Source organism: Brucella sp. JSBI001 (genome assembly GCF_026014005.1).
GTDB lineage: Bacteria > Pseudomonadota > Alphaproteobacteria > Rhizobiales > Rhizobiaceae > Brucella > Brucella anthropi.
Genome location: NZ_CP110339.1, coordinates 3,940,539 through 3,962,826, shown reverse-complemented (window position 1 = coordinate 3,962,826; position 22,288 = coordinate 3,940,539). Strand labels below are relative to the sequence as shown.

The following is a 22,288-nucleotide window of genomic DNA, read 5'->3' as shown; positions in this document are numbered from 1 at the left end:
GAAGCGCCGGGTGGTTCCATCCGGCGGCAGAATGCTCAAGCTAATTGTATTACGCGCATCTTGTTCCGAAAACCGCTTCGCACTTTTCGGGATGCGCTCAAGGAGCAATAATGACCCAACCGAACCTCAATATCGTCCCCTTCGTCAGCGTCGATCATATGATGAAGCTGGTGCTGTCCGTCGGCGTGGAAACCTTCCTCAAGGAACTCGCCGACTATGTCGAAGAAGATTTCCGCCGCTGGGAAAACTTCGACAAGACGCCGCGTGTGGCGTCGCACTCGAAGGAAGGCGTGATTGAGCTGATGCCGACGAGCGACGGAACGCTCTATGGCTTCAAATATGTGAACGGCCATCCGAAGAACACGCGTGAAGGTCTCCAGACCGTTACGGCATTCGGCGTTCTTGCCGATGTGGGCAGCGGCTATCCGATGCTGCTGACCGAAATGACCATCCTGACTGCGCTGCGCACTGCCGCGACTTCGGCAGTAGCCGCCAAGCATCTGGCCCCGAAGAATTCCAGCACGATGGCCATCATCGGCAATGGCGCGCAAAGCGAATTCCAGGCTCTGGCTTTCAAGGCACTGCTTGGCGTCGACAAGCTGCGTCTCTACGATCTTGATCCGGAAGCGACTGCCAAGTGCATGCACAACCTGCAGGGCGCCGGTTTCGACATCGTTGCCTGCAAGACGGTCGAAGAGGCTGTCGAGGGTGCGGACATCATCACCACCGTCACCGCCGACAAGGCCAATGCGACGATCCTGACCGACAACATGGTTGGCGCTGGCGTGCACATCAATGCTGTTGGCGGCGATTGCCCCGGCAAGACGGAACTGCACGGCGATATTCTGCGTCGTTCGGACATCTTCGTCGAGTACCCACCGCAGACCCGTATCGAAGGCGAAATCCAGCAGCTGCCGGAAGATTATCCGGTCAAGGAGCTTTGGGAAGTCATCACCGGGAAGATCGCCGGACGCAACGATGCCCGCCAGATTACGCTGTTCGATTCCGTCGGCTTTGCGACCGAGGATTTTTCGGCCCTGCGCTATGTGCGTGACAAGCTGAAGGACACCGGCTTCTACGAAAAGCTGGATCTTCTTGCCGATCCAGATGAGCCTCGCGATCTCTACGGCATGCTGCTGCGTCACGAAAAGCTGCTGAAAGGCGAAAAGACCAAGCCAGCGGCCTGATCCGGCCTTTTGAGCAGCTTCCACTTTTGGAAGACGGGCTCTACCTGTTGCAACCCTGCCGCGCTTGATGCACGGCAGGGGCACGTTTTCGCAGTCGCTGCGATAAATCCTTGGTGCCTTGCGCGATTTCCATTATTGCAGGATGTGATTTCTGTGATGGGGTGCATCAGGCATGGGCGACAGGGTGGAAAACGAAACATCCTACAGGCAACCGGCGAATGTTGTGCGGTCTGCCGCCAGTCCGGTCGTCTTCTGCGACACGCTGGGCCTTTATCAGGCCCCTGTTGGCCCATCTCTTGATACGGTTGTCTTGTTCGCAAGCCCCTGGGGGCTGGAAGAGCTCTGCACGACACGCAAATTCTGGCGCATTATCGCCGACGGACTTTCGGTGCAGGGGATAGGCTCCTTCCGCTTCGATTGGCCCGGTACGGGCGATGGACGCGACGACATCGAATTTTCCAAAGGGCTGGAGCTCTGGCGCAATACGCTTGCTGAAGCTGCCCGGAAGGCGCGTGACCTGTCCGGGGCAAGCCGCGTTATCATCATTGGACAGAGCCTTGGTGCAGCGATTGCTGCCGAAACTGCGGTCCGGATCGAAGGCATCGCAGCGTTGGCGCTTCTGTCGCCGGTCATTTCCGGGCGGTTCTACACGCGTGAACTGGCCGTCTGGTCGAGTATGGTCGATGCCGATCTGGGCCTGACGGACGAGCAAAGGATCAAGAACAGCGTTTCCATCGCATCGCTGACAATGCAGCCGGAAGTGGCCGCCGATGTAAAGAAGATCAATCTTCTGTCGCTGGAGACGAAGCCTGCGCCTCAATGCCTTTTGCTGGCGCGGATGGACCGTCCGAATGATGCCGAATTGGCAACGCATCTGGAAAAGCTTGGCGCGGATGTGACGGTTGAAGCTTTTACCGACTACGACAAGCTGATTTCGAACCCGGTCATCTCGCGCCTGCCGCTGGAAGTCGCGGACCGGCTTGTCGACTGGGCGGCAGGTCTGGCAGGTTCGCAGCCTGCGCAGAACAAGCCGGATGAAAGGGCACTCGGCGGCACTTTGACGGGTGACGGTTTTGTGGAAACGCCTATCTCGTTCGGTTCCGGCAATCGCCTTTCAGGCGTTCTCTGCGCACCCGTGGGTGAGCGGCGCGGCAGGACGGTCCTGTTTCTCTCCGCAGCCTATGATCGACGTGTCGGGTGGGGGCGTACGACCGTCGATATGGCGCGCAAGCTTGCGCGGGAAGGGATAGCATCACTGCGCTTCGATATTGCGAATGCAGGCGACAGCCCGCCCAATCCGGGGATGCCGGAACAGGTGCTTTATACCAATGGGGCAGAGGCCGATGTTGCCGAAGCACTCGACTATCTCGACACTATTGGTTGGGGCCGTCCCATTATCGCAGGACGATGCAGCGGTGCTTTTCTGGGATTCCACAGTGCCTTGAAAGACGAGCGCATTTCCGGTGCGGTCCTCGTCAATCCGGAGACGTTCTATTGGGCGCCGGGACGCTCGGTAGAAGATGCCGTTCGCGACGGCAAGCGCACGCTGGAGGATTATGGCAGCCGCGCGCTCCGCGCCGAAACATTCCAGCGCTTGTTTCGCGGTGAACTGGATATCCGTGCCATCCTGCGTAACATCTCGCGCGGGGTTGTCGGGCGTATTCGCGGGCTTGCACGCAAGCTTCTGCGCAGCCGCACAGTGGAAGGACGGGCAGTCTATTCGGCTTTTGACGAATTGAAGCAGCGTGAGGTGCCGCTGGCGCTGGTCTATGCCGAAAAGGATATCGGGCGCGAACATTTCAATTTCTATTTTGATCAGGCGGGCGCCAAGCTGCAGGGCTTCGACAATGCGTCAGTCGCCATCATTCCGGATGCCGATCACAATCTGACGCCGGAACATTCGCGCGAGATTTATATCGGCGCGATCCGCGCAATGGCCTTGCGAGGTTAGAACCAGACGATCCGTGACGAACCGGCGATGCGGATTTCTCCAGACGGTTTTTCGAGTGTTGCCTTACGTGGAATAAGGGCGATGCGTTTGGTCTCGTTGGGAGCAAGGTGAAACCAGTTCTCGGCAGCCCGCCAGTCACCTGCATCGATGCTGACAGATTGGGCCAGAACCGGCGTTTTCAGATCGAGGAACCAGTTTCCGTTTTCTTCGATGGGAGCTACTTCGATAGTGGCGTCGTGAAATGCCTTTGTTCGTCCGAGCGGAAAGTGGAATGCCTCGGCAATCGTAATGTCATTGCGCTTCAGTCGCGCGACGGTCACGTCATGGGCCGGAGGGCCGAAACGATAAGCGTAAGTGACATCGAAGAACGCGCCGAACAAGTCCGTTGCGGCAATGGTGATCGCTGAACGTCCGGCAATCGAAAGAACACGGCGGCCGGAAACCACCGGCTGCGAACCGGCGCGCAAACAGGTCAATTCAAGCGAAAGATCAGCGGATTCTGCCTGCTCATTCAGAACATGAATCGCGAGGCCATTGACGCCTTCATCGGTCAAGGCGACCTGCTGTGGACGGAAGGCGCGTTTCAAACCATGCCATGACGCTTTGGGTTCGCCGGTCGCATCAATCATGCCCCAACCGGCACCGGGCAGCAGGTCTTGGAACATCCAGAGAAGTGCACCGAAACAGGTGCTTCCCGGTCGTCTCCACTCGGCGAAGGTCGCTTCCATCACTTCCGCCGTAACAGCGCGGGAAAGGTGGAGATACTGTTCCACATCCTCGCGCCGCAGCCGTGCCGGATCATAGCCGTACAGCATCTCCAGATAGGCGTCCCGCACATCCTCGAAATCCCAGGACACACCACGGTCGCGGGGCACGCGTGCTTTCCAGCGCGGATCGTGAACCGGGGGTACATCGAGATGGGTTTTCAGCGTGCGCGCTTCGGGCACGTTGGAGAAGGCCAGACATTCGGTCGCAAAGCGTACTTCCGCGCGCCGCGCATCGTCCAGCGGACGGCAATAAGCGCTGACTCCATAGTAATGGCTGACGCCTTCATTGCTGATGAAGGGAAGGGCGCCACCGCAGGGCGAGTTCGGCACATAGGGAATATTCGGGCAAAGTTTACCGGCGATACCGGGCAGGATTTCCTCGGTAAGCGGGCCTTTCCAAGTCGCTTCCGGCAGGCCCATCATTGCGCCCTGCTGATAGATTTCGCTACCGCCGCAGAGGATGCTCAGCGAAGGCGCATGCCTGACAGCGGTGAGAAGCTGTGAAGCTTCGGCCTGCACTTTTGCGACAAACGCTTCGTCCTTTACCGGATAGTCGAAATTGGCAAACATGAAGTCCTGCCACACCATGATGCCCAGCTCGTCACAAAGCGCATAGAAATCTGGTGTCTCATAGGCAGTGATGCCGCTCAGCCGCAGCATGTTCATGCCCGCTTCCTGCGCGAGCTTCAGCCATGGTTCGTAATCGTCGCGCGCGCCGGGAAGGCGGACGATATCGGCAGAACTCCATACTGCGCCGCGACAGAAAACCTTCTCGCCATTGATCCTGAGTGCAAAACCCTTGCGGTCCGGTCCGCGATCGACCTCGATGCGGCGGAACCCAGTGCGCCCCAGCAGGCGTAGTTCGCCGTCGAGCGAAAGTTCGACGTTGTGAAGCGTTGGATTGCCATGCGTGTGTGGCCACCATGGTTCAATATTAGGAAGCGTCAGCCTTGCCGTCCAATGATTGTCAGTCTGGCGCTCGCAGGCGATCTGCTGCCCCGCGCAATGGAGAGTGGGTGCCTCGGCCTTGCCGCTATAGGTAAAACTGACCTGAAGTTCGCCATCGCCGGTTTCTGTCAGTCTTGCCTGAATGGCGATGTCGGATATGGTCTCCGTATCAGAACGGCTGATGGAAATCGGACGCCATGGACCCACGGCATGCACTTCCGGGCACCAGCCTGGCATATAGCCAAGCGCGGTCGTGCGAATGAGGCGCAGACCTTGCGTGTTCATCAGTTGCGTGCGCCAGCGGGCACGCGGGCCTTTTTGGCTGAGGCGAGGCGCGAGCGCGCGGAAACAGAGGGCAAGCTCGTCCTTGCCGGTCAGTGTAACGGGCAGATCATGGCCGAGAAACATGCTGTCGGTTTGCAGCAGCAATTCGCCATTGAAAAAGATGTCGCAAATCGTGGCAAGCCCGCCAAAATGGAGTGTGGCGGGGCCGGGTGTCTCCTCGATATCAAGGAAATACCAGGCTTGCCTGCTATCGAGCGCTACGGGATTGTTTCGGTCGAAATGCCCCGATTTTTCCAGAGCTTCCGCCACTGTGCCGGGCACCGGCGCACCATTGATCGCCGTACTGGACTTGGCATCATGCGGCGTTTGCGCCGCATCCGGGCCGGTGACAGCAAGCCGCCAGCCGGTCGAGAGCGGTCGTTTGGTCGGGTTTAGTTCAAGCCGCATCGCGACCAAGTTCCGCTGCAAGCGCTGCCGTCAACCGATCCCAGGCATCTGCCGCCGGTTGTAGCGTTCCGGCCAATGCGTCGAATTTCTTGCGCATGACGGCGCGGGCGAGCTGGAACTGAACAGCCTTTGCCGTTTCCGCAATCTGCAAGGCATCTGCCGAGGCCGTTGCAAAGCGCCTGCCTTGCCCGAGCCAGTCGAAATGACTTGCCGCGAGTTCGAAATTCGCGCCGAGCTGGCGCAGCGTGTTGAATGCATACTTATGGAAGAAGCCGAACGGGCGTTCCGCGATTGCTTCAACCTGTCCCGGAAACACGCTGGCAAAGGCACGAATAGGGTTTTCCTTCGGCCTGCGGGCAAAGTGGCGGGGCAGAAGGATTTCGGCAACGCGTCGCTGATGCGCTTCATCCGGCACATGCTTCGGAAACTTGGCGAATTCCGTATAGGGCAGGAAGGGCAGGTCGGCTTCCGTCAGATGACGCTGGAAGACACCGTCGAAATCCTCACCTTCGAGATGATAGAAACCGCCATTGTGGAAATAGTCCAGCAAGCGGTTTTCGACGTCCATACGGTTGATGGCGATGGTCGTCTTGCCATGTTCCGTGCGATAGCTGACGCCATGCGTATCCGGCATGAAGTAGCTGTCCATTTCGATCATGCAGAGGCGTCCGCGCGCGATCTGCTCGGCGACATGGCTTTCCACGCGGTCGAAAATCGCAAGCTCCGTCGCCCGCACGCCATAAAGGGCTTCGAGGTCTTCCAGCGGCACCTTGAAGAAGGTGAACTGGTCGCCCTCGAAATCCTGTGTCAGCGTGAAACCGAGCATGGCTTCCGGAGCGACACCCAATGTTGCCAGCACTTCGATCCAAAGATCGACATAGCAGTTGGTTTCCGGCCAGATACGCGTCTGGGCATGCAAAGCGTGCGGCGTGTAACGGTCGGGCGCGATGTTCGGAAAAACTGCCTGCATGGTGGTGATCAGCCCCACAATTCCTTGCGTACGTTTTCCGGCCAGATTTCAACATCCAGACCGTGATGATGGAAGAGCGCCAGCGCGATGCGCTCCAGTCCGAACCCGACGCAGGCCGTGTGCGCCACCGCACCGTCATCGAGGGAGAGGCCCCATTTCACGCCGAACTGGTCCTGATGATAGTTAAAGCTCATGCAAGCGGTCGGCTTTTCGACGCTGGTGATCGGGATCAGCAGCTCGAATTTCAGGTTCTGGTCGCGCTGGTTGTTGACCAGCAACTTGCCTGCGCGTCCGAAGAACGGGTCGTTGGCGACGTCGATTTCGACCGGCAGTCCGACCTTCTTCATCATTTCAGTGCCACGGTCGATCCAGAGCTGGCGGAACGACATCACATCGGCTTCGGTGCCCATGCGCACATATTCCCGCATGCGGAAAAGCTGCTGGCGGGCAGGGTCGACCGACGGTTCATGACGGAAGCAATAGGATTGCAGGTCGTAAAGCCCGCCGCCCTGCGGCAGCGGTCCGCGTTTGGCCACAGTCGGATAGAGCGGATAACAGGCCGCAGGCGTCAGCACGATGTCTGTTGCTTTTTGCTCCAGCGTCCAGTCCGTGCCTTCATCCATGCATTTGATGAGATTGACGTGGTCAAGCTCGCAGCCACAGAAGCTGTGCACGGTGCCGGCCAGCTGCGGGAAGCTTTTCATGTAGCCGCTTTTTTCGAAAAAGCGCGGTTCATGCCGGGTGGAAAGCGGATCGCTTCGGCGCCGTCATTGCCTCCGGTACGGTCGATCAGGCGTTCAAACGCCTGGATGACATCTTCGAACTGGCCGGAACGTCCGTATAGGCCTTCCACGCCGGTGTCGATCAGGAGACCGGAATCGAAAAGCCGGTCTAGAAATGATCTCTGAGCATCCATGGCAATTACCCCAAAAGGCTGGTGTTCTGTTTGTGAATGAGCAGCATGGTGGCTGTATTGCCGAGGATGCGCTCGTTGGAAATCATCAACTGCGCCGAATGCGCGTCACGCAGATGGCGGCCGAGGCTGAAAGGCGTACCGTTCTTGTAGCCCATGATGCCGCAGACCAGCATGGCATGATTGATGATCTGAAGGATCGTCTGCGATGCGGCAATCTTGAGATTGTTCATCGCAATCGCAAAGCCCATCGAGGCCAGCTTGTCCGGATCGTGCTTTGCTTCGCGATAGGTCTTAAGGCAAGCGACGATTTCGGATTTCAGCATCTGAAGCATGTTGGACGCTTCGGCTACGCGCAGAGCGCCCGGCTGCGGCGCACCCGGATTGCGCTTTGCTGCGGCGCGCACGAATGCCTGCGCGCGGTTGACCGCATCGACGGCGATGCCATACCAGAGCGAACTCCACAGCGTATGCGACTGCGCCAGCATGGATTGGGCTGCGATTTCGGCAAAGGGATGCGGCAGGATCTGCACCTTGTCCGCCTCGCCACGGAATACAAAACCTTCCGAGCAGGTGCCACGCATGCCGAGCGTGTCCCAGTCATGGGTCTTTTCGAGCGTGTACTGGTCCTTCAGGAACACGGTCATCACCTGATCCGACGATGCGGCATCCTTGTGGGAGCGCGATGTGATCAGAATGGCATCCGCATAGGTACCATAGGAAATGACGGTGGCGTTCTTTTCCAGACGGCAGATATCACCTTCGACCTCGATGGCGCAGATCGAGTTGCGCAGATCGCCGCCAATGCCGCCTTCGGTCGTAGCCGAAGCAAGCAGCAGCTGGTCCTTTGCGACCTTGCGCATGAAGTCCCGGTGCCATTCAACCGTCTGGCCGTGCTCCACCAGACTTGAAAGCTTGATGTGATGCATGGCGAAAATCATTGCGCTCGATGCGCAAGACTGACCAAGAACACAGCACAGTTCTGCAATCTGGTCGATCTCTGCACTCTCGCCGCCGAATTCGCTCGGCACCTGAATGCCCAGCAGACCTTCGGCCTTCATCGCATCGATTGCTTCACACGGGAAGCGGCCTTCCTTATCGACGCTATCGGAAAATTTACCCGCTATGGCCGCAACGCGGCCCACGCGCTCTGAAAGACTGTTTCCCGCCCCGGCATTCATTATGCGGCCTCTTTGTCCTTGAGAATTTGGGTGATCGTCTGTTCGATGGCCTTGATGCTCGCAAAAGATTTGCGATTGAGATACTGGTCTGGAAATTCGATGTCGAACTTGTCTTCCAGGCCAAGCATGAGCTGGACCGATGCAAAGGAGGACAGGCCCGCGCTGTAAAGGTCGGCATCGTCGGCGATGTCCGTCACCGGGCCCGGCAGGCCGCCGACCTTGGCCAAAAGTTCGCGAATGGATTCATTCATAGTTTAACTCCCTGCATATCCGCTCAAGTCGAAACTTCACGTCTGGGTTGACGCGATACACGATCTATCGAGCTTTCAAAAAGCTGCGGTAACTGTTCGAAATTCTGCCCCTTTATGCAAGTGATATGTTGCGAATATTAGTTAATCCGCAAGCACACCATCGTGCGTCAGGCTTTATTCTGCTCCCGCAAGCCTTTATTTTCTATTGACGCAACTGAATTGCGGCCCGGCTATTCTGCGGACGTGCTTATATAGTTAAATATTCGATGACAAGATGGGTGGCATTGCCCGTAAAGGTTGCGTCCTCTTTTGGTTAAAGAGGGCGGCGCGAATGCCGTGGTGCGGAAATCTGACCCGTATTGGTAGCAATCGCCATTTCAAAACTGTCGGCAATGCGCCGTGCCCGGTCTATGAAAATGATCGCGGCTTCCGGCGGGAAGATTTCGCGTGCGGTTGTCTCGAAAAGGTCGAGCCAACGGTCGAAATGTTCGTTCTTGAGTCCCAGTTTCAGATGTGGCGCCATGGGGCGGCCTTCATAATTGCCGGTCTTGAGAATAACCGACGACCAGAACGCGGCGATCTGTGCGATGTGATGATCCCAATCATGAACCGCATCGGCAAAGATCGGCCCGATGACTTCATCCTCGCGTGCGCGTCCATAGAAAGTGGCCACCAGTTTCTCGATTGAAACCGGATCGATGGACGGGTGAGGCTGGTTGATGAGAACAGTCATGATCGCTTGTCGATTGCCTTTCGCCGGGTAGCGGGCTTTGGGCCGGATATAGTCGCTGCGTCGGCCACAATCCAGTGAAGTGTTGCCGCATGGCCATCAACTTCCCGTTGGCGAAGCCGCTGCCACGATTTAATAGTCTAACTGTCTAATATAGTTGAGGGAGAGATGAATGCGGGTGTTTCTGCTTACGGGTCTGTTGACCCTGGCGACAACCGGGGCAGGCTTTGCTGCTTCGTGCGAACAGAATTTCAAGTCCGAGGGTGTTCCACTCGTAACAGCGATTAGCTATCGCTCGACACAAAGCTTTGCCGGTGTGAAATCGTCGACCGCCTTGCAGCGTCTGGCGCAAGCCGTCGCAGCCGAAGGCTTTTCTGGCATCAAGATCAACAAGCAGCTCGCTTCGATTGACGCGTTTCAGGAAACAACCGGATCGGGTCGCATCCAGACCTTGCGCGTCACTGCACGGGCGCAGGGTAAAGGCACTCGTGTCGATGCGATCTTCAGTATTCAGGCGGGGCAGGCGACCAGCAAGTCGGTGGTACGCGAAGGGCTTTGTCGCATCATCGCAGCTGCAGCGAATTAAAACTTATAGCCTGATGGCCATCGCCGTCAGGCTATCTTTTGCATCAATTCGATACGATTGCCGAACGGATCGTGGATGTAGCAACGCTCATAACCGTGCAGCGGCTCATCCCCGATGGTTTCGATGCCCGCTCGCGTCAGATGCGCGATCGTGTCATGGAGGTTATCGACCAGAAATGCAGGGTGTGCCTTGCGCGCAGGTGCGAAAGGGCGTTCGACGCCCAGATGAAGCCTGATTGCTCCATTCTCAAACCAGCAACCGCCGCGAGCCGCCAGATTCTCAGGCTTTGGAACTTCCGCAAAGCCGAGGGTCGAACCATAAAAATCGCGCGCTTTCTGCTCCTGACCTTCAGGCATTGCCAGTTGAACATGATCGAGAGCGATGATTTGCATGAATGTGCCGACGTTAAATAATGACGCGCACAACATAAAGCGCATCGATAGCCGGTCAAGCTATAGGCATTTGACACAGATGTCTGGAGAGGGAGAACGATGGTAGCGGAGGCCCGTTCTGTTCGAACTCCCCATACGCTACCACGCCAAAAACAACGGATTTCGCATAGGATCGGCCGGTTTTACGCCTGATAAAGCCGGAAAACAAAAAAAGCCCCGCTCGGCGATTAACCGAGCGGGGCTTTTTCTATTCTTTGTCTCGCGATTTTACAAAGCGCAAAAGGCGGTCGGCCAGAATGTCGGTAATCCACATTGCTATGACGCCGACAAGGAAGGCTGCCGCATTGTTCGTCGCCTCGGGCGCGCCGTCGGTCGGCATAGGCCAATTCATCATGCGGGCGTAATGGATGATCGGCTCGGTTAGATAAGCGGCCGCAAGAGCGCCGCAAATCGGCGAGAACACGACTTCGCGGATTTTGAATTGCTTTCTGGATAGCGCCCGCAGGAAGCCGCCGGCAGTGCCCGCAACGATGAAGTTCGGATTGAGGCCGAGGCTTGTCAAGAATTCATGAAGCGACATTGCACCATTCTTTCCGGGCGGCATTGTTGCCCTTAACCTCGATCCTCGTTTGCGCCGTGTCGCTCTTGCTCGACGAGATCGGCAACCAGACTGCGCAAACTGCGTCCGTGTCCACATCTTGCTTAATCCCTTGTCCATTCGTCATCGAGCATCCCGCCGCGAGCATTACGCTCGGCAGAAGCGCGAGCATCGGCAGCGCGACCAATCCTTTCGATTTCCTTTTCATAGCTATCCGCCTTGCCCCTTAAGTCTTCGGCGGATTGCACCCGTTTGCCCGCAGAAAACGCCTTGTAGAAAAGGGCGGCTATTGCAGCCGCCCCCGTGAGAATGCCGAGAAGGGTCGCAGTCATTGGCGCTACGCCTTCGGAATGAGTTTAGGACTGATAAGGTCGGTAATCTTATCGTCCGTCAGCTTGAAGAAGCCGACCGCATCGGGGACCGATTGCCGAACGTATTTTGTCGCAGCCAAGAGGGCCGGATTACTTCGGTCGACAGGTTTGCCAACCAGCTTGCTTTCCAGATGCCCGATTGCGAGCCGAGCGGCGTTTTCGAGAGCCGATTGAAGCGCCTCTCGATGCTTCGCCTCGATTGCGATCCCGGTCCAATCGGTAAACCGCTTGATCGCGTAGCCCACGCCGACGGCGATCGCAGCCGACACGAGGTTAAAGAGAAGCGGGTTCACGCTTTCAAAAAAGCCAGGCGGTGACGATGCGGCCTCGGCCGTCGCAACGGCCGGGAGCGCGAGGGCAAGAGCCGCAACCGCGCACACGGCCACGCCGATCATAGAAAAAAATCTCATTCCGAATTCTCCTTCGGTTAGAGGATGGTTTTGACGGCGGCGCGGAATGCGTCGCCGACCTTAGCGGCCGTGTTGAGCGAAGGCTCAAACGGCAAGATCGCAATGTCCCATTTCCCCCGCTGTTGGATGCCAAGCGTGCGCTGCACTTCGGCGTGCGAAAGCACGGTCGACGGGGTGACCGGGATCGAGTAGCGGCGGCATAGGTCGGCAGCGGCCTTAATCGCCGCTTCCCATTGCTGCCGGGTGATTGGATATTTGCCAGCGTTGAACGGCTTCTCGACCGCACCGGCCATGCCGCAGAGCGACAGGCCAATCGAGCCGCTATTGCAATTCAACGTGTGGGCGGCATAGCCGGACGATACCGGCGCTTGGTTTGCAGCGATCGACGGATCGCCCTTCACCGGAGTGCCGTCGCCTTCGATAAGCACATGATAATGAGCCTTATCGACCGCGCTCGCTTTGTTCGCTCCGGCCGTCCAATGGACGATGACACGTTGCATCTGCGCCCAAGGGAGCCATTCTTCCGGCAAAAAGCGAACCGCAGGGCTTGGCGTAGCGGTTCCTTTACCTGCAAGGGCTGTAAGGGCCGCATCGATTGCGGTTAGCGTTTTGGGGCCGATCAAGCCGTCAGCCGCGCCCGGGTTGTAGCCGAGCGAAGCCAACCGCCGCTGAATAGTCAGCACGGTAGTCATTCAATTTCCTTTCGGTGAGGATGCCGCCGAAGCGGCGGCGCTTAAGCGATATTGCTGTCGGGATTGCCTGACAGGGACGGCGTGCCTGCCTGCCCGCTATTCGATGTTGAAGATAACGGCGGTGCGGCCCGACCGCCGGAGCGGCTTTTATTGGAGGACTTGCGCTTGTCCTTCCCCGCGTCGCCTTGCGGTTGTTTGACGTCGAGGCGGGTCACCCAACCCGTCGAGCGCGAAAAGTCATGATTGACGGTGTCAATGCGATACGTTCCGTCAATTCCGGGACGCGAACCGCTTAGATTGACCGTTCCCTCGGGCTGCGCATCGGCATTGCCGTCGATCGTGATCGAGCCTTCGCCCTTGGCGCGCTCGCTGTCCGCCTTCCGGCTTTCTGATAAGCGCTTGGCCTCGGCAGCATCTCCGGCCGGGTAACGGCTGGTAAACTCGGCCTTGGCCTTTTCGTCCTCAATCTCGACTTCTTCCGTTTTCCACGTGCCGGATTTGGCGTCGTACCAACGGGTTTTAGTTTTCGAGTATCGAGGGCGGCCGGTGACGGGTGCGATATCCCAAGCGATAAGATTGTCGCCGTAGGCCGCGTTGATGACAGCGAGCGGTTTCCCGCCGGCCGACTTGCCGCCGTTGCGTTTGGCAAGGATCGCAACGTCATTCGAGATTTTGAATGTCCCGCCGACTTCACGCGCGAGACGTTCGCCAAAATGAATGAAACTTTCCGATTGCATCGCCCAATAGGGCCGCACGATCGAGGCGAGTTCTTCGTCGACGCGAACGCTTTCAATCCCGCCGAGCTTTGCCGCCTCGCCGAAAACGTCGCCGAGCTTCTCTTCGTCCCAATGTTTTTCTTGCTGTTGCTTCGCCTTCCCCTGCGCGTCGAAGCCTTTTCCGCTGATCGACAGAACTCGGCCCTCGCTCCGCGAGCCTTTCGAGCGAACTTCATCAACCACGCCACGAAAGGCAACGCCTGCGCCTTTCCCGACCGTGCCAAGCGAAACAGAGATAGAAACGCCTTCGCTCGGGAGGAGGATTTTCCCGTCCGCATCGTCAAGGTCGATGCGAACCGTGTCACTCGATGCACCCGCTTTATCCGAGATATTCAGATTTAGGAGCCGGGGCATTAGAGCGCTGGAAATGTCGCGCCCGTCGACAATGACAACGCACTCGGTCTTTTTGCTCGTTGTCATTCGATCAATCCCAAAGATGAACGGTGTCTCGTTCCTTCGTCTGCAATTCAGGCGCATCGATCGGGAACAGGATTTCGGTTCCGACCGGCAGGAAGGGGCCGAGGTCAGCAATGCCAGGGTTCAAGTCGAGAACGCGCTCAACAAAGCCGGTGGGCTGCCTTTTGAAGCGTCGCCAAACAAGAAGGGGAAGCGTGATAGCTTCCCCTTTGACGACGATCGTTTCCGCGTTGCCTTGGTAACTCATTCCAGCATCCCTATTACCGATGCGAAATAGTCTGCATCTTGCGGAGCGTCGCCCCGCAGCAAGCTGATTTCGACGTTGATTTGCTGCCCGACACCCTTCGCCGAAAGGTAGGAACCTTGTTCCTTAACGCCCGTCACGCCAAACCAGCCGAGCGGCTTCCCGTCGCCTCGCATGAGGTATTGAGGAATGCCGCTTTTTCGGATGGTGTGAAGCTGGTCGAGTTTGTCGAGGCCGCCAAGCTTTTCAGGGAACAGCACGGCCGAGAACGAAAAACTCTCTGTAGCTTCGCCGACAAATTCGAGAGGCGGACGTCGGCCCATTACAGGCTTTTCGACGTAGTCACCGCCGTTCTCGCTATCGGTGCCGATGGGGTTGAGCGGCCAAATCTCGAAAGACAATGCGCCGAGAAGGAAAAGCATTATTCAACTCCTATATCAGCGTGAAGCCCCGAAATTGACGACGTATCAAGGCGTGGTGAAATCACCGGGCTAAGGGTCGTCGCCATCTTCTGCTTGATGCGCGCCATGAACGCGTCAATTTGCTGTTCGGCGGCCGACAGTTCGGTCGAAAGAGCGGAATTATATCCATCCATCGTTTGCTTGGCGGCCGCCGCAGCCTCGGCAGGCTGCGCCTGCGGAATTGCCGCATTTATTTGCTGGTCGAGCATAGAGCGCTCGGTCTGCAAATTATCCCGCTCGACGTTCGGCATGTCGCGCATGGCCGGGTGGGTGTTCTTCTCGATTTGAGCAAGTCGGGCGTCGATTTCCGCTTGGCGGGCTTGCCATTCGGAAATGTCATGTGCCCGGCCTTCCTCGGCGGTTGCTTCCGGGCCGACCCGCTCACTACCGCCGACCTTCGACGGGTTGATGCCGGTCTTGCTTTCGATCCACGCGTCAATGCCGCTCGTGAGGCCCCAAAGATTGCCCTCGGGATCAACAGCGTCGAGCACTTCCTTGATAGTCCAAGCGGTGCCGATGATACCGGCTCCCTTGGCAGCCTTGCCAAGAAGCGAGCTTCCCTTCGATGCTGCGCCAGCACCCGCCGCCGCACCTGCGGCAGCCACTCCGGCTCCGGTAGCGCCAGCGGCACCGGAGATACCCATCGCAGCACCGGCAACACCAAGCGCGCCGCGCCCGATCTTCGTCACCAGCAACAGCATTGCGAGAAGGGACGTGAAGAACGAAATCACGCCCCCGCCGACAAGAGCGATCGGCCCGAGCACACCCGCAATCATCAGGGCGTATGTCCCGAATTCGAGGAGCTTTGGGTTTGACTGCGCGAGAGACTTCAACCCGTCAGCGGCAAGTTTGAAAGCTTCGGACGCGGTTTTCAGGACGCCGCTTTCCGCAATCGACACAAATAGATTTTCGACCGACGCTTCGAACTCGGCCCAATCTCCGACGATGCCTTTCATCATCGTTTTAGCCATGCGGTCAGTTGCGCCCTTGGCGTTCTTCTCGACGTCGGCCAAAGCCTTATCGAGGTCACCCGCAAGAAGTGTAATCAAACGCGACCCCTGTCGAGCATCGAAGATGCGTGCAATGTCGCCAAGGTCGGCACCCTTTTCGCGTAGGGCGCGAATGAACCCGAAAAAGTCCACTTCCGACCCGGCGGCCGTAAGAACGTCCGTAATCGTTTCGGCGAGCTTCGACTTGTCGACGGCCGTGCCGTCGCCGCCGATGATTTCGGCGAGTTTGGCCGAGAGCTTGCTCAATGATGTATTTAGGCTCGGATCGTTGAGAACTTGCTCAATCTGTTTCGAGAATGAGCTTGCATCAATGCCGTCGATTGCAAGCGAGGAAACCACGTCTTGAGCGCTAATCTGTCGTCCGCCCTTTACGAACTTGTCAATGTCCACATTGAGGCGGCCAAGAGCTTGCAGCATTGGCTTTGTCGGCCGAACCATGCGCACGAGTGCGGATCGCATTGCGACGCCCGCCTCGCTTGCGCGGATGCCGTTTCGAGCCATGACCATAGAAGCGGCCGCGACTTGTTCGATTGACAGTCCCGCAGCGGCGGCCATCGGGCCGACGTACTTGAATGTTTCGCCCATCATGCGGACGTCGGTGTTCGAGTTCGACGCGGAATAGGCGAGGGCGTCATTGACGCGGGTCAAGCTGTCCGATGCTTGCTCGACCGTCTTCATTGGAAGGCGCATCGCAGTCAAAATGTTCGTCGCGATATCGGAACTTTCCTTGATCGCAATGTCGCCAGCCAGCGCGAGGTTTAGCATGCCCTTCATGGAACCCATGATTTGATCATATTTGAACCCGGCTCGGCCGAGTTCATAAGCGCCCTTCATGATTTCCGAATTTGTGGCCGGGAAAAGCTCGTTGAGTTCCTTCGCGTAGCTTTGGATAGATTTGCGCTGTTCATCCGTTATGTCGGTAACAGCTTGCAGAGCGTTCGACGTCTTTTCGAAGTCATAAACGGCGCGCGCGCCAAAGAACGTCAAGAAACCAGCGGGCATTGAAAGCCCGGTGGTCATGCTGTGAAGGTTCCGCTTTAGGATTTGCGTTTGCTTGCCAACGTCGGAAACCATTGTGCTAACCGCCCCGCCAATGGCGAGGCGGCGCGCGTTCGTGCTGTCAACGGCATTGCCGATGCCCCGAATTGAGTTCGCCGCCGCGCGAGCGGGTCCGGCAACGGCATCGATCAGCCGAACCGTGAGAACGGAAGTAAGATTTGCCATTTAGATACGCCTCGGGGGTAGTTTCGATGCCGTTTCAAGCCAGTCGAGAAGTTCACCGACGGGGAGGTCGAGAAAGAACGTCAGGGGCGTGTTGGTAGCGTTGGCAACGAGAGCTATTGCTCGACGCCATTCGTCGCCGCCCCACGCCCCGGAGCTTCCCCCGTGTTGAGCGCCTTCGCAGCGATATCTTGAAGGTCGGCGACGTCCAGTTCCTCGGCGGCTTCACCGATCCCTGTCAAACGGCCGACGATGGCAACCATTGCCGTATAGACGCGGCTGTCTGGCGGCGTCATCTTCGATGCGATCTTGTCGAAATCAGGCTCGGAACCGGAAAGCTCTGCGGCCACCTGAGCGTTGTTGATTTCTTGGGCCGCCTTAGCATTCGACGAATAGAAGCGCATCAGGTGAGCGACGTCGTCACCGATAACGACCATGTCGCCGCCTTTCGGCCTGCGGATCGTAACCGACGATACGGTCGAGCCGTTGATTTCGATCGGGTATTGGAGCGTGTGCTTTGTCATTTGGGAACCTGAAACAGAAAAAAAAAGGCCCGCATGAGAGCGGGCCGGGGAGGGGAAGCTATTCAGCGGTTACCCGCCGTTGCTGATACGCAGGATATTGTTGAAGTCCGGATCGGGATCGACGCCACCTTGCCGAAGCGTGTTTGTGAAGAAATCCCAATAGAATTCTTCCTTGCCGTCGAAGAAAACTTCGTAGTGCAGCACTTCGTTGATGGAATAATCATGCCCCATCGTTTCGCCGCGCTTGAACGCTTCGGGCGCAACCTTGGAAAGGCGTCCTTCCATGATTGCTTTTGCTTCCAGCGCGTCGCCCGTCTTTTTGTCTCGCACGATGCCGTAGGCAGTGAATACCTTCCGCTTTGTCGTTCCGAGGCCAAAGTCCCGCAGGAGAGGAGCGTCCCAACCCTTGAGCTTGAACGTAGGTTCAAGCTTCTGGACGCCGACGGCGAACTCAACGCCAACTTTGCCGCCGCCCGGCGTGTGATCGACAAGCGTCTCCTGCAAGTCGGAGAGCTTCAATTCCTCAAGAGTAAGGAATTTGGAGTTCTTCGGATCGTGGTCGCCGACGAAAAGGTTCGCAGCCTCCATGATGTAAATGTTCGACATTGTTGATTTCTCCGAAATCGAGGAACAAGAGGGAACAACGGCGGCCAAAGCCGCCGCGCGAACCGGGTTAAGCTGCGACGTCGAGGCTCGTAAGCAGGTCGTCGAGGAGGGCATCGAGCGCCGGGCGATAGCGCGCCGACTGAATGCCGATGTAGCGAAGGACGGGCGGCTCCTCCGCCTGAAACGCCACAGTGAAGCGACCAAGGCGAAGCTGTTCCGGACTGTTCGCGTTCTTATTGAAGCCGACGCGGAAGCCGAGGAGGTCGCCGGTAGCCTGAATGTCGCGAAGTCCGCCCTTCATCGTTGCGAGAATGTCTTCGATTGTCCCGCGATCAATGTTGCGACGGCCGAGGAAATAGCGAAGCGTCTTGATGAACATCAGGTGGATATAATCGCGGCCGCGCACCTGATTGTAGAAACGCCAAAGCGTATCTTCCGAACAAGTATCCGTACCGACATAGACATATCCGCCGTCGGCGATAGCGCCGTCGGAACTTTCGCCCCGGACGATAACGCCGATGTTCTTCGCCAAAAGCTGCTGACCTTCCGTCGCCCCGTCGAGGATCGAAAACTCAATCGGCCGCGACGGCCCGACGATCCCGTAAATCGGCTGGTTGGCCCAAGAATGGAACGGCCGCCCTTGGAACTCGTGATCCCGGCGAACCGCAACACCGATAATTGCAGGCGAGGCGGGAACGACGACGACCTCGCCTTCGTCGTTCATGTATTTGACGCCACTATCAACCGGAATGATGCGTTCCGACTGGATGCTCGCACGCCAAGCAAATGCCGCCGTCTGATCGGTCGACGGGCCGTCAACAACGGCCACGGCGAGAAGCCGGTCCAGAAGCGTCGGCAGGCCCGCAATAATCGCATTGCTCGCCGTGTCGACGGTTGCCGTGAGGGCGGCGTTTTCGCCTGCGGTCGAAGTCACTGCCAGCGTTGGGGCCGAGGTGAAGCCCGTTCCGCCATTGGTGATGGTGACGGCAGTAATTGCGCCGCCTGCGCCAATCGCCGAGACTTCGGCAGTGAAGCCACTTCCACCGCCGCCCGTCGCGGTAACTGCATCGCCCACGACATAGCCGGTTCCTGCCGTGTCGACGGTCACGCCGCTAACAATGCCGGTCATCTGCGAAGTAAACCCGGGAACGCAGATAAGGCGTGGCGTAAGGCCAAGCTCTGCGCCTGCGTTAAGAAGAGCATACATGCCGGTACGGCTGTTGATATCGCCCCGCAGGTTGACAATCGTTTCGGTGGCGTTTGCGCCAGCTTCCACACGAACGCCGATGATGGTTGCCGAGGCCTGAAACTCGCCAAGCTGCTGATTGATAAGCTCGACTGCAATCGGGCCGGTCCCTGTCTTCCCCATCTTCGCCAACATGGCAATGTCATCAGAATAGAACTGCACGACGCGGTTAAGAGGGAAGGCGGCCGTGTCGGCTTCGGGCGCGGTGAATACCAGACCGACAATCGACATGTCGGTAAGAATTGCGGGCCGTGGTTCGTTATCGACGCGAGTAATCGACAGGCCGAAAGTTGGATCGCTCATGCTCAAGTCTCCTTTGTGAGCAATGCAAAACAAAAAGCCCGGCGCGATGGCCGGGCTTTCGGGCATAAAAAACCGCCTCAAGGGCGGTCGTTGGAAACAGAAAAGCCGCCCGGAGGCGGCTCTTTTTCTAAGTGCGTATCAACCCAAGAGCGTATCCCGTCAAGACAATGGCGGAGGCCAGAACGCCACGCCCTTCCAGTCGCAATCGTTCGCGCACGTAGGTTAGATTTCTGCGCTTCTTTTTGCCTTTTGCAGTCCAGACCGTCGCGCCGGGTTTGAAGGTCCAGTCGAGCCAGCCTGTTTCGGCGATGTCAAAAATTCGCACATCTTCATTAGCCAAGTACGTGCGATAAAGCGCGTGTTGGTCGATGTAGTAACGTCTTTGATTACGGTCGAGGTATTCGCCGACTTCATCAAAGAAAGACGCGCCCTTCGGATCGGCATAGACCATTGCTCCGAGAACCTGCATTCCTTCGCGTTCGAAGTCAGTCTTTCCCTTCTGATTGCCAAGCCGGAGGTATAGCCCCACTTCGGCGTCACGTCTGGCAGGAATTGGTTGCATAACCAAACTGTCAATGTCGAGGACAACAATCGGTCGGCAGTAGTTTCGAAGAAGCGATGGAAGATAGAAGAAACGAAGCGATTGATAAAAAACCACGGCCTCGCTGTCTGTCATTTCTGCTGTAGCGCGAGGGTTCTCGACCACTTCAACAACCAAGCGGGCAATTTCAGATGCTGCAAATCGAGCAAGAAAGGGCGTAACGACGTCCTTTTCTATCTGCCTTGCACGCTTCGGAAGCCCCGGCCCCGGCGCAGGTGACACAACCAAATGAACATTGTGACCCGCCGCAAGTGCTGACTTTGCAAATCCAACTGCATGTTTACGAAAGTAGCGCTCGTCTGACGCTGCCATAACAATAGGCAACGCCGATGCGAAGTTTGAACCGTCCATGAAAGCCCCCAATAAGCAAAGCTTAAATAACTGCGGCCACTTCACATTTCAATCGAAAATAGACCCTATTCGACTAAAGCTTAGAAGCTTCCAGCCAAAAACTATCCCGCTGTTCTTCGGTCCATTGCATTGCCAGACGGACCGTTTCAGTGAGGGCATGCAAGCGGTTGAACGTATCCGCACCTATTACAAGCATTTCGGCGTTAAACCGAGCTTGTTCGGTTGGCAACGCATCTATGATCGCTTGCAAAGCCTGTGGGACTACCCCTGATTTCATGGCCGCGAGTGCTTCTGCGTTCGTTATAATTCCAGTGACCGCTAGTTGCTGGAAGAATTGACGACGGCTTATTTCGTCCGGCACGTTTTCCGCAGCCTGCCGGATGATTTCAGAGCCTGTCCAAGTTGCTCCGTAGACTGTTCCACCGGGGCCAAACGTGAAGCCGAAGTCGGCATCAATACCCACCAGCGTATAAGCGGCAATCTGCGACTGCTGAAAATCGTCAGTCATCGAAATGACACGCTTATTATCATCGACAGCAATATAATAAGGATGCGGAAACTGTTTGACCAAGTCAAACCAGTCTACGCCCTTCTTATCGCGAAATATCCGTACGGGGTATTCTTGTTCCGGTCCGAAGATCGGTTCGCCGTCGTCATCCACGCCGATTTGGACAGGTGGAATTTTAACCCGTTCGGTCGCTTCTGTCATCTTCCCGAAGATTTTCATTACCAACCTCCTAGTGCTCGCCAACCCGCATTGGGAATATAAATTTGCGGCTGACGGGCACCGAAATTGTATTGGTCGCCGCTATTACGAGACGCATAGGTGAAAACGTAGCCACTTGGTGCGTGCCATGCTTCGTTCTTTTGCATTTGATGCTCCACCCACCCTGCAAACCGAGTGTCGGTCACCCGCCAATTGTCTTGATCCGCAATAGTTCCTTGCGACCAGCCGCCCACAGTATTTGCGTTGCCTGCGCTATTCGCATAGTTGGCGCTGCTGGCGTAGTTCACGCTGAAATTGGCGGGGTTGTAGACGCGAACATCTGTACCCGGCTCATTCGCGCCAAAAAGCCAAGACGGCTGACCACCTTGCCCAGACCACGAAAAATTCATAGCCACGCCGTCAGAGCGGCGGGGGTATGCGCGTCCGGCCATATTGCCGCTTACAATGGTATTCACGATAGCCGTAATGGCAGTTTTGATGTTGCCCCATGTCGTCTTGAACATGGTCGAACCGCCAGCTTCAACGCCGCCGAAAAAGTCGCCATCCGCTGGCGTCGTTTTACCGTTGGCCCCGGCCATGGCCGCGCCGACGGTCGCTGTCGTTGTAAGGGCTGGCAATTGAGAGGGAGGCACCTTGCCGGTGCTGTCGAGGCTGGCGACCCCGTCAGCCTTTCCCTTGTCGACCATTCCGAGCGCGTCGATATTGGAACGGCCTTGCGCCTTTTCTGCCAAGGTGAATGCTTGTGCCGCATCAACTCGGACCCGGACGCCCAAGGCGTTGCCTACGGTGGTCGCAAATTCCGGGTCATTGCCGAGCGCGTCGGCAAGCTCTTTCAGCGTATCGAGCGCAGCCCCGGAACCATTGATAAGGTCGTCAACCGCCGTTTTGATTGCCTGCGCAGCCGCTTCGGCGGTCATGCCGTCCGTGATCCCGTAGCCGCCGAGCGTTGTCGGTTTTTCTTCCAACTCGGCGAAGTTGTGCTTGTGATTGCTAAACGAAGTCTCGAATGCCTTGATCTTGGCATCGATCGCCGTGAATGAGGTCGCAATTTTAGCGACCTCATTCGTCTGAATGCCGGATGGAGACGGCAAAGGCCAATTGTAGTTTGCCGTGTTGGCCATT

General features: G+C 57.3%; 23 protein-coding genes and 1 pseudogene. 3 read left to right on the top strand and 21 right to left on the bottom strand.

The features are described 5' to 3' along the window. The first annotated feature begins 110 nt into the window (after nt 1-110). On the top strand, nt 111-1,187 hold the full coding sequence (locus tag LJ361_RS18910; protein WP_264812090.1) for an ornithine cyclodeaminase: 1,077 nt from the start codon (nt 111-113) through the stop codon (nt 1,185-1,187). A gap of 172 nt (nt 1,188-1,359) precedes the next feature. Then, on the top strand, nt 1,360-3,138 hold the full coding sequence (locus LJ361_RS18905) for an alpha/beta fold hydrolase (RefSeq protein WP_010659541.1): 1,779 nt from the start codon (nt 1,360-1,362) through the stop codon (nt 3,136-3,138). Here the strand turns inward: LJ361_RS18905 and LJ361_RS18900 are convergent. From LJ361_RS18900 to LJ361_RS18875, 6 genes and pseudogenes are all read right to left on the bottom strand, one after another. Continuing rightward, entirely contained in the window at nt 3,135-5,585 is a 2,451-nt protein-coding gene (locus tag LJ361_RS18900; RefSeq protein WP_010659542.1) for a glycoside hydrolase family 2 protein, read from the bottom strand. The genes LJ361_RS18905 and LJ361_RS18900 overlap by 4 nt on opposite strands. Then, nucleotides 5,575-6,555: a DUF1839 family protein gene (locus LJ361_RS18895; RefSeq protein ID WP_029376049.1), complete on the bottom strand. Its 981-nt coding sequence runs from the start codon at nt 6,553-6,555 to the stop codon at nt 5,575-5,577. Before LJ361_RS18895 ends, LJ361_RS18900 begins: the two co-directional genes overlap by 11 nt. A gap of 8 nt (nt 6,556-6,563) precedes the next feature. Then, nucleotides 6,564-7,471: pseudogene (locus tag LJ361_RS18890) on the bottom strand (amino acid--[acyl-carrier-protein] ligase). Between the two features lie 5 nt (nt 7,472-7,476). Continuing rightward, nucleotides 7,477-8,649, bottom strand: a complete 1,173-nt coding sequence (locus LJ361_RS18885) for an acyl-CoA dehydrogenase family protein (protein ID WP_010659545.1) — start codon at nt 8,647-8,649, stop codon at nt 7,477-7,479. Further along, nucleotides 8,649-8,900 (bottom strand): acyl carrier protein, encoded by a 252-nt coding sequence (locus LJ361_RS18880; RefSeq protein ID WP_006467457.1) that lies wholly within the window; start codon nt 8,898-8,900, stop codon nt 8,649-8,651. Before LJ361_RS18880 ends, LJ361_RS18885 begins: the two co-directional genes overlap by 1 nt. A gap of 313 nt (nt 8,901-9,213) precedes the next feature. Beyond that, on the bottom strand, nt 9,214-9,633 hold the full coding sequence (locus tag LJ361_RS18875; protein ID WP_010659546.1) for a group III truncated hemoglobin: 420 nt from the start codon (nt 9,631-9,633) through the stop codon (nt 9,214-9,216). 169 nt (nt 9,634-9,802) lie between these two features. Here LJ361_RS18875 and LJ361_RS18870 point away from each other — a divergent pair, with 169 nt between their 5' ends. Next, nucleotides 9,803-10,216: a hypothetical protein gene (locus LJ361_RS18870; protein WP_010659547.1), complete on the top strand. Its 414-nt coding sequence runs from the start codon at nt 9,803-9,805 to the stop codon at nt 10,214-10,216. Between the two features lie 26 nt (nt 10,217-10,242). Here the strand turns inward: LJ361_RS18870 and LJ361_RS18865 are convergent, their stop codons facing one another. From LJ361_RS18865 to LJ361_RS18795, 15 genes are all read right to left on the bottom strand, one after another. Continuing rightward, nucleotides 10,243-10,608, bottom strand: coding sequence for a VOC family protein (locus LJ361_RS18865; RefSeq protein WP_010659548.1), 366 nt, complete (start codon nt 10,606-10,608; stop codon nt 10,243-10,245). A 247-nt stretch (nt 10,609-10,855) separates the two neighbouring features. Beyond that, complete coding sequence (locus LJ361_RS18860; protein WP_151657818.1) at nt 10,856-11,188, bottom strand: hypothetical protein; 333 nt, start codon at nt 11,186-11,188, stop codon at nt 10,856-10,858. A gap of 122 nt (nt 11,189-11,310) precedes the next feature. Continuing rightward, entirely contained in the window at nt 11,311-11,538 is a 228-nt protein-coding gene (locus tag LJ361_RS18855; RefSeq protein WP_063881995.1) for a hypothetical protein, read from the bottom strand. A gap of 5 nt (nt 11,539-11,543) precedes the next feature. Continuing rightward, nucleotides 11,544-11,987, bottom strand: a complete 444-nt coding sequence (locus tag LJ361_RS18850) for a hypothetical protein (protein ID WP_138785364.1) — start codon at nt 11,985-11,987, stop codon at nt 11,544-11,546. 17 nt (nt 11,988-12,004) lie between these two features. After that, entirely contained in the window at nt 12,005-12,679 is a 675-nt protein-coding gene (locus LJ361_RS18845; protein WP_264812089.1) for an N-acetylmuramoyl-L-alanine amidase, read from the bottom strand. 41 nt (nt 12,680-12,720) lie between these two features. Further along, entirely contained in the window at nt 12,721-13,875 is a 1,155-nt protein-coding gene (locus LJ361_RS18840) for a phage late control D family protein (protein WP_259030130.1), read from the bottom strand. A gap of 4 nt (nt 13,876-13,879) precedes the next feature. Beyond that, on the bottom strand, nt 13,880-14,119 hold the full coding sequence (locus LJ361_RS18835; RefSeq protein WP_138785361.1) for a tail protein X: 240 nt from the start codon (nt 14,117-14,119) through the stop codon (nt 13,880-13,882). Next, complete coding sequence (locus LJ361_RS18830; RefSeq protein WP_259030129.1) at nt 14,116-14,538, bottom strand: phage tail protein; 423 nt, start codon at nt 14,536-14,538, stop codon at nt 14,116-14,118. The genes LJ361_RS18835 and LJ361_RS18830 overlap by 4 nt, the downstream gene beginning before the upstream one ends. Continuing rightward, nucleotides 14,538-16,811 (bottom strand): phage tail tape measure protein, encoded by a 2,274-nt coding sequence (locus LJ361_RS18825; protein ID WP_259030128.1) that lies wholly within the window; start codon nt 16,809-16,811, stop codon nt 14,538-14,540. The genes LJ361_RS18830 and LJ361_RS18825 overlap by 1 nt, the downstream gene beginning before the upstream one ends. 113 nt (nt 16,812-16,924) lie before the next feature. Then, entirely contained in the window at nt 16,925-17,332 is a 408-nt protein-coding gene (locus LJ361_RS18820; RefSeq protein ID WP_192798893.1) for a phage tail assembly protein, read from the bottom strand. A 69-nt stretch (nt 17,333-17,401) separates the two neighbouring features. After that, nucleotides 17,402-17,938, bottom strand: coding sequence for a phage major tail tube protein (locus tag LJ361_RS18815; RefSeq protein ID WP_259030127.1), 537 nt, complete (start codon nt 17,936-17,938; stop codon nt 17,402-17,404). 67 nt (nt 17,939-18,005) lie between these two features. Then, the gene (locus LJ361_RS18810) at nt 18,006-19,487 is read right to left on the bottom strand and encodes a phage tail protein (protein WP_259030126.1); all 1,482 of its coding nucleotides are present in this window, start codon (nt 19,485-19,487) and stop codon (nt 18,006-18,008) included. A 127-nt stretch (nt 19,488-19,614) separates the two neighbouring features. Next, on the bottom strand, nt 19,615-20,439 hold the full coding sequence (locus LJ361_RS18805; protein WP_259030125.1) for a hypothetical protein: 825 nt from the start codon (nt 20,437-20,439) through the stop codon (nt 19,615-19,617). A 73-nt stretch (nt 20,440-20,512) separates the two neighbouring features. Further along, nucleotides 20,513-21,166 carry a hypothetical protein gene (locus tag LJ361_RS18800; RefSeq protein WP_259030124.1) on the bottom strand — a complete coding sequence of 218 codons (654 nt, stop codon included), beginning with the start codon at nt 21,164-21,166 and terminating at the stop codon, nt 20,513-20,515. Continuing rightward, on the bottom strand, nt 21,166-22,287 hold the full coding sequence (locus LJ361_RS18795) for a hypothetical protein (protein WP_259030123.1): 1,122 nt from the start codon (nt 22,285-22,287) through the stop codon (nt 21,166-21,168). The genes LJ361_RS18800 and LJ361_RS18795 overlap by 1 nt, the downstream gene beginning before the upstream one ends. Between the last annotated feature and the right edge of the window lies 1 nt (nt 22,288).